Below are 5,100 nucleotides of genomic sequence, written 5' to 3'. Positions count from 1 at the left end.
GATACATCCCCCCCCCCCCCCCCCCCCCCCTCCCCCCCCCCCCCCCCCCCCCCTCCCCCCCCCCCCCCTCCCCCCCCCCCCCCACCGCCGGAAGGGAAACGCTCTCTCAGGCCCGGCGGTAGCTGTCGACCGGGCCGCCCCAGCCGCCGGAGGGGCCGTCGAAGTCGATCGCGAGCGCGGAGCCGTCGGGCTTCATCTTCAGGTGCCCCAGTCCGCGGCCGCCGTCCTTGCCGCCCTGGCACTTGTAGGTGATGGTCGCGGACTCCTGGCCGTTTTCCTTCGCCGGCACGAGGGTGCCCGTGCACGAGAGCTTCGCGCCCTTGGCCGTGGCCTTGCCGTCCTTGATGACCAGGGTGTCCAGCGAACCGTCGGTGGGGGCGGTGCTGCCCTTCCAGGCGCCGGCCGCCCGCTCGATGAGCGTGCCGTGAGACGGGGCCGTCCCGGCCGGCTTCTTCGTCGCGCCGGCGGTGGCACTCGCCGTGCCGTCCGCCGCCTTCCCGCTCGTGCTCTCGCTACCGCACCCGGCGGTCATCGCGATCACGGCCAGTGTCGCGGCCGCTGTCCATCGCGCCTTGCGCACAACAACATCCGTTCTTTCTCTGCTTCTTCGCGAAGCCGTAAACCTAACAGGTGCCTGGGAGTCAGCTGTTCGTACTCTGCGCCGCCGTCGGCCCGTCCGGGGCGCCGACCGGGTGTCAGCCGGCGAGCAGCGCCTCCACCGTCGAGTGCGGGTCCCACTCGGGGTCGAGACCGGTCAGCCGTTGGGCGACCCGGCGCCAGGCCGCCGGGTCCGTACCGAGCCCGGAGCGCACGAGGTCCGCGAGGACGGCACGGGCCACGGCGGCCTCGGGCGGGGCGTCCGTGCGGCGGGCGGCACTGCCCAGGTAGGCGAGCAGCCGCGCGGCCGGGGTCGCGAGGCGCACCAGGTCCGCGCCGTCCAGGAGGCCCGCCGTGAGCAGCCCGTCGATCTGGGTGGACGGCGCGCAGTGGAACAGGCCGCACAGACCGTGCCGGGCCCGCTCCCGAGTGAGCCGCGCGCCGCCGGGCAGCCCGTCGGGGCCCGGCTCGGGCAGCAGCGCCGCGTGCCGCAGCCGTACGTCCTCGGGAACACCGTCCAGGCGGACGAGGTCCTGCCAGTGCGGCAGCGGCTCAAGGGCGTGGGCGGCTTCGAGCGCGGCCCAGTCCACCGGCTCGCCCGGCGGGAGCGAGGTGACGAGTTCGCCCGCGCGCCCGGAGGTCCGGGCACCCCGCAGCTTGCGGACGAGCTTGTCCGGCGCCGACTCCCGGTCGAGCCGGGCGCGCAGGACGCCGGCCGGATCGGCGGACGCCAGGGCCTTCGCACAGACGGTCGCGGCGGCGGGGCCCAGCACGCTCTGCCCCGCGAGCCGCGCAAGCCGGTCGGCACCGCCGTGCTCGAACACCCGCAGGCAGCCGAGCAGTTGATGCCCGAGACCGAGTCGCGGGCCCTCTCTTTCGAGCAGTTCCGCCACGAGGTCGGGCTCGGCGGAGCACAGCCACATCAGGCCGCCGGCCGGCCGGGCGCCGCCGCCGGCCCGCCAGTCGGTCAGCACCCGCGCGCCCAGGGACGGCCGCCCGGCGCCGGGCCGCGACCGGGACACGATCCGGTGGACGGCCGACTGGGGGAGCCAGTGTCCGAGCAGGGCGAGGTCGACCTCGGGGTCGTCGAGGTCGATCAGGCGCTCCAGACTGCTCCGGTCCAGCCAGCGGGACTGGGCGGCGAGCACGCGCAGCGCGTCGCGGTCGCGGCCCGCGAGCAGCCGGTCGAGGGCGACGCGCGGGGTACGGTCGTAGCGCAGCAGGTAGGCGGCGAGCAGCCACGGTCCGTCGGGGCCGAGCCGGGGCAGTACGGCGTCGATCACCTCCGCGTCCGCGAGGCAGAGCAGGGTGCCCTCCGGCCAGGCCCACAGATGGTCACCGCGCTCCAGAAGCCTGATCGCCTCCTCGGGGGTGCCCGGCCTGGTGGTGCTGCCGATGTCTGGTCCCGCGCTCTCCGCCGGGTCGGCTCCGGACCCAGCGCGCTCCAGCAACTGCGCCCAGGTCAGCCCCTCCGCGGCGGCTTCGGACGCCGTTACGGCCGCGGCCAGGCGGAGCCAGGCGACGGGGTCGGTGCCCAGCTCGGTGCGCAGTCGACGGGCGAGCGCGGACCGCCAGGCGGCCGCGAACGCGAGTCGCCGCCAGTCGTGGGGCAGCAGGAGCAGGTGCCGCGCGGGCAGCAGGGTGAGCAGTTCCGCGGCGGGCAACACGCCCTGCACATAGGCGTGTTCGGTGAGCTGCGCGCCGGATCCGTACGGCTCCGGGAGTCGCGCCCGCACCTGCGCGAGGCCGGGCGGCTCGTACCCGACGCCGTTCCCGGCCGCGGGGATGCCGTGCAGGGCGCAGGCGACGGCGAACCAGCGCGGGACGGCGAGGCCTGGTGCGGTCGCCGGCTCGTACTCGGTCAGCGCGCGCAGCACATCGGGATCGTTCGGCCGGGGCGCACCGTCCGGGGCGAGGGAATACAGCAGGTCGAGTGCGGCCAGAGCGTGCACCCGGTCGAGCCGGTGCGGGGTCCTGCGGGGCGCGGGCGCGGGCGCGGGTGCGGGTGCGGGTGCGGGCGCCGGGGCCGGCACCGGCGCCGGTGTCATGGGTTCGGCCGGCGGTCCGGGCTCGGTGACGGCCTCGGCCGTGGTGTTGCCCGCCTCGGCTGTCAACTCCGCGAGTGTTCCCCGGTGTTCGGGCAGCAGGGCATCGAGCGCCGCCCAGGCCGACGCCCGTTCCGCCAGATGCGCCTCGGTCAGAGCGTGCAGCTCGGCGACCGCCGCCGCGCCCAGCAGATCCCGTTCGGCGAGCCGGGCGAGCGCGTCCAGGGCGCGGGTGGCGGGGCGCGCGGTGCGGATCAGCTCGACCGGGTCGAGCAGCCCGGCCGCCGTCATGCCCTCCGCCCAGATGGCGGCGCTCTCGTCGAGTTCCTCCTCGGCCAGGCGTAGCGCGGGCGGGGCGGTGTTGCCCGCGCGACGGCCCCCGGCCCGCCACGGCTCGTTGAGCACGCTCAGCCGGAAGGCGTGGCGCTGCGCGTCGCTCGCCGCCTCGTGGCGGGCCAGCTCCTCGCAGGCCTTGGGCATGAACGGGGTTGCGGCATGGGCCGCGGCGAGGGCGTCGAGATCATGGGCGTACGGCTCGGACAGCAGGTCCCGCAGGGTGCTGGTGCCGCGGGCGGTGGCGAGCAGCGCGGGCAGCCGGGCCGGGTCCTCGTACGGCTCGCCCCCAGCGCGCAACAGGCGCGGCCCCTCGCCGTCCGGGGCGGCCAGGGCCGCGGTGATCGTGTCCACGACGGGCCGGCTGAGCCAGGGGGCCGCGGCGGGGTCGTCGAGCAGGGCGCGTACGGCGTCCGGCCCGGTCCGCTCCCAGACCTTCAACAGGGCGTACCGCTGGGCGACTTGGCGCACACCGCAGCTCAGCGCCGGCACCACGAGCCGCGGGTCGCCCGAGCCGAGCAACGGGGTGAGCCAGGTGCGCGGGACCTGCCCGTGCGGCGCCGTCAGCTCGGCGCGCAGCGCGTCGTCCAGTGGCAGGGTGTCGAGCCGCTGGACGATGGTGCGGCGCAGGGACTGGGTGGTGCGCGGGTTGCGGTAGACGGCCGCGGCGACGCGGGCGTCGCCGACCGCGACCAGCCGGGCGAGGACGCGGGTGTCGAGCCGGGGATGCCGGGCCAGGGCCGCTCGGGTACGGCTGTCGCCGTGGGCGACGACGGCGGCACCCGGCAGTGGCCCGCCGGCGAGCAGCTCCTTGGACACCTGCTCGGGCAGGGCGGCGAACGCGGCGGCGGCGTGGTGCGGCTCCGCGTGTCCGAGCAGCAGGCCGAGCGTGCGGTGGACGCTGCGGGGGGCGGGAGGACGGAGCGTACCGTCGGACGGCGGCGGCACCGGCGGCGCGGCCAGCAACTCGGGCAGGGCGCCGCGGTGCCCGCCCAGCGCGTCGTGCAGCGCCCGCCAGCGGCCCGCGTCCGCGCCGAGGTGACGTACTGTCAATTCATGGACGAATGCGGCGGTTTCGTCCTCCACTCCGCCCGCGGCGGCCACCTTCGCCGCCACCGACCGCGCGGGCCGCGCCCGCTCCACGACCCGCAGCGCCGAACCCTCTCTCGGGCAGGCGCCCTTCGCCCCCCGGCCGGCGGCGACCATCTCGCGCAGCAGCCGGCCGGCCGCCCCCACCTGCGTGTTCGTCATGGCCGCCATGTTAGGCACGCCGCTGATGTCCGCCTCAGGCGGTGCGCGTCCAAAACGGCCGGCAGCGCGCGGCCGGAAACCGGTTCCGTGCCGCGCGGCGGGGTGGCTCACCGAAAAGTGTGCACGACCTCGATCGGTCCCACGATATGGGCGTTGAACTCGTCCAACTCCTCGGCGGGCACCCACAGTTCCAGGATCGTCTCGCCGCCCGCCTGCCGGACCGGGTAGCGGCGGACGAAGTCGGTGTCGACCTCGAAGCGGGTCACGAAACCGGCTCCGTCGTGCCGTACGTTCCAGTCCCGCGCGATCCGGATCGCGTAGTCCTCGTTGAGCACCGGGTAGAAGATGGGCTGCTCCGGCAGTCGGGGCGGCCAGGCCCGCCACCGCGACGCCCGTACCAGATCCAGCTCCTTGGGGCCGGTGGGGCGCCAGAGGGTGGTGGTGGGGCGGGTGCGGGGCATGATGTCGGTCCTCCGGGTGTCGTCGCCCCGGACGTTACGGTGCGATCGGCGCCCCGGCCACGGAATTTCGCTGTTCCGGCGGTACCCGCGTGACCCCGGACCCCCTCGCGGAGTTGATCCCCGCATGAAGAAGCGCAGCATTCTCGCCCTCGCCTCCCTGGCCACCGGTTTCGTCGTGGCCGCCATCACCCCGTCCCACGCCGCGGACAAGGGGCCCCTGGACGGCCTCAACGTCTCCGGCACCCTGCACTCGGCCGGCGACCTGGTCAGCCACGACAGCCTGGCCCCCGCCGACGCCCCGGCGGACGGCCAGGACTAAGAACTCCTAACGCAATGACTTCAGGCGTCGCCAGCAGATGAGTGCGCATCCCAGGGTGAGGAAGGCTTCGTGGATGTCGTCGCGTACCTCCCAG

4 protein-coding genes are annotated in these 5,100 nt (G+C 75.7%); 1 reads left to right on the top strand and 3 read right to left on the bottom strand.

Features of this window, described 5'->3' with window-relative positions:
• Positions 1-106: 106 nt before the first annotated feature.
• From AC069R_RS24685 to AC069R_RS24675, 3 genes are all read right to left on the bottom strand, one after another.
• Complete coding sequence (locus AC069R_RS24685) at positions 107-580, bottom strand: hypothetical protein (protein ID WP_478768993.1); 474 nt, start codon at positions 578-580, stop codon at positions 107-109.
• A gap of 115 nt (positions 581-695) precedes the next feature.
• Positions 696-4,226 (bottom strand): hypothetical protein, encoded by a 3,531-nt coding sequence (locus AC069R_RS24680; protein ID WP_478768992.1) that lies wholly within the window; start codon positions 4,224-4,226, stop codon positions 696-698.
• Positions 4,227-4,333: 107 nt separating this feature from the next.
• Complete coding sequence (locus AC069R_RS24675; RefSeq protein ID WP_478768991.1) at positions 4,334-4,687, bottom strand: hypothetical protein; 354 nt, start codon at positions 4,685-4,687, stop codon at positions 4,334-4,336.
• 124 nt (positions 4,688-4,811) lie between these two features.
• On the opposite strand from AC069R_RS24675, the gene AC069R_RS24670 reads away from it, so the two are divergent.
• Complete coding sequence (locus AC069R_RS24670; RefSeq protein WP_478768990.1) at positions 4,812-5,006, top strand: hypothetical protein; 195 nt, start codon at positions 4,812-4,814, stop codon at positions 5,004-5,006.
• Positions 5,007-5,100 lie beyond the last annotated feature (94 nt).

Source organism: Streptomyces sp. NPDC043952 (genome assembly GCF_056435325.1).
Note: the sequence above shows the minus strand (reverse complement) of the source record. Positions and strands in the feature narration are given on the sequence as shown.